This window comes from Microcoleus sp. D2_18a_D3, from assembly GCF_036702455.1.
GTDB lineage: Bacteria > Cyanobacteriota > Cyanobacteriia > Cyanobacteriales > Microcoleaceae > Microcoleus.
The window spans coordinates 1-2248 of sequence record NZ_JAUBTK010000194.1 but is presented as its reverse complement, the minus strand read 5'-3'; the positions used below and the strand labels follow the sequence as shown (position 1 = coordinate 2248).

The 2248-nt window shown below is 38.2% G+C and carries 1 protein-coding gene; it reads left to right on the top strand.

Features of this window, described 5'->3' with window-relative positions:
- The first annotated feature begins 255 nt into the window (after nt 1-255).
- The gene (locus QUB06_RS34380) at nt 256-1938 is read left to right on the top strand and encodes an IS1634 family transposase (protein WP_333439290.1); all 1683 of its coding nucleotides are present in this window, start codon (nt 256-258) and stop codon (nt 1936-1938) included.
- Nucleotides 1939-2248: the final 310 nt, after the last annotated feature.

The window sequence follows — 2248 nt, the reverse complement described above, 5'->3', positions numbered from 1 at the left end:
AACCCACATTCCGCACCCCCAACTGGCACATACGCGAATTGAGGGGGTAAAAGTGAATCATCCGAGACAAGAGCGAGTAAAAATACTCAATTATTTTGGTAGCGCTCGGTAAAAGACCAAGTTTATGACATATCCGTAACCCGATCGCATCCGCGAAAATGCGTTAATTGCGCTCGCTCTTCCGTAACCAATCATCACCAAAAATAGTGTAAACTGGCGAGATAGATGAACGCTCAAATCAGGATTTAGCAGCCCATGCAAAAAGTATCTGAGATGACAGTAAAAAACCTAGATCATCTGGGCTTGATAGCCGGTCTAATTGATGAAATAGGAATTGTCCCAAAAATCAATGAATTAGTAGGGGAACAACCAGGTGAAATAGTCAGTCCCGGCCTGGTAGTTAAAGCCATGCTCATCAATGGATTAGGGATGGTTTCCGCCCCATTATACTTATTTTCTAAATTTTTTGAAGGAAAAGCAATAGAACATTTACTTGGAGAAGGGATTCAAGCGTCACATTTGAATGATGACCGTTTAGGAAGAGTATTAGATAAATTATATTTAGCAGGAATTACGGAAATATTCACAACCATTGCCTTGGAAGCAGCTCAAAAATTCGAGATAAATACCGACACATCTCACCTCGACTCAAGTTCATTTCATCTACATGGCAAATATGAGCAAGAAGTGCCATCAGTATCTTTTTCTGTTACAGAAATAAATGGCAATCAATTAGATAATTCATCAATCAATCATCAAACATCCCCAACACCAATTCAGATTACCTACGGCTACTCTCGCGACCATCGTCCCGACTTAAAACAATTCATTTTAGACCTAATTTGTAGTGGAGATGGAGATGTACCACTATTTTTGCGAGTAGCTTCAGGGAACGAATCAGATAATTCCATATTCGCTTCAATTTGTCAAGACTTTAAAAAACAATTAAATCTCGACAGTTTAATGGTAGCTGACAGTGCATTATATACCGCTCCCAATTTAGAAATGTTAACCAATTTAAGATGGTTAACTCGTGTACCACTAAGCCTGAAACAAGCGCAAAAACTGGTATCTCAACTAAATGAATCAGAATTTCACGATAGTTCTGTGACCGGATATCGTTGGTCAGAACACAAAAGTAATTATGGTGGAATAGCACAAAGATGGTTGGTAGTAGAGAGCCGTTTACGTCGTGATGCTGACCAACGTAAATTATCAAAAAACCTCAAAAAAGCTGAAGTTGAGGGTCAGAAAAAGTTGCGAGAGTTATCAAATATTGAATTTGCTTGTTCAGCGGATGCCTCCGCAGCAGCAAGTCGTTTATCCAAACAACTAAAATATCATAATTTAACCCAAATTACCAGCAGAGAAGCGACAGCAAAACCAGCTACTAATTTGACTATTTCTCACGAAAAATCTAGCTCTAGATTGATATTTAAAGTTCAAGCACAACTAGAAATAGATGCTAGTGTAGTAGCTCGCATAATCAAAGCTAGTGGCAGATTTATCTTAGCTACTAATGTGCTGGATGCAGAGCAATTAAGTCCTGATGAAATGATTGTAAAATATAAGGAACAGCAGTCGGCAGAGAGAGGGTTTGGATTCCTGAAAGACCCCCTATTTTTTACGGATAGCGTATTCCTCAAGTCGCCAGAAAGAATCGAGGCTTTAACTTTGATAATGGGTTTATGTTTGTTGGTTTATACTTTAGGTCAAAGGTTACTCCGGCAAAACTTGCAACTCACTAATAAAACCGTAAAAAATCAATTGGGCCAGGTCACAAATCGACCTACTTTGCGCTGGATATTCCAAACTTTTCAATCGATTCATGCCGTTTGTATTCAAGGGATTCAACAAGTTTCTAATTTGACATCCGAACGATTAGCCATCTTAAATTTGTTTCCAGTTACCTGTCGGTCTTATTATTTCTTACTGTGAAATCAAGTTAATCACTGGATTAGTAAGGCTGATTTTAGCTGAATTAATTGTTGATTTATCAGTGATGTATAATTGTTACATCTCGGGAAAATTCTGCTGGCAATTAAGAGTTATTAATGGTCTGATTATTGACATTTTATGGGTCAAGAAGATTTAATTCATGCCTTTATGTCAATTTTTAGGAATTCCTAACTGAATAATGCTTAGTTGCATAGATATTTTGGGTATTTTACTCACCCTCGATCTCGGATAATTCACTTTTACCCCCTCAATCCGCGTATGTGCCAGTTGGGGGTGCGGAATGTGGGTT

Coding starts and splice junctions, on each gene's coding strand:
- QUB06_RS34380 (WP_333439290.1), top strand. CDS start 256: ATGCAAAAAGTATCTGAGATGACAGTAAAAAACCTAGATCATCTGGGC.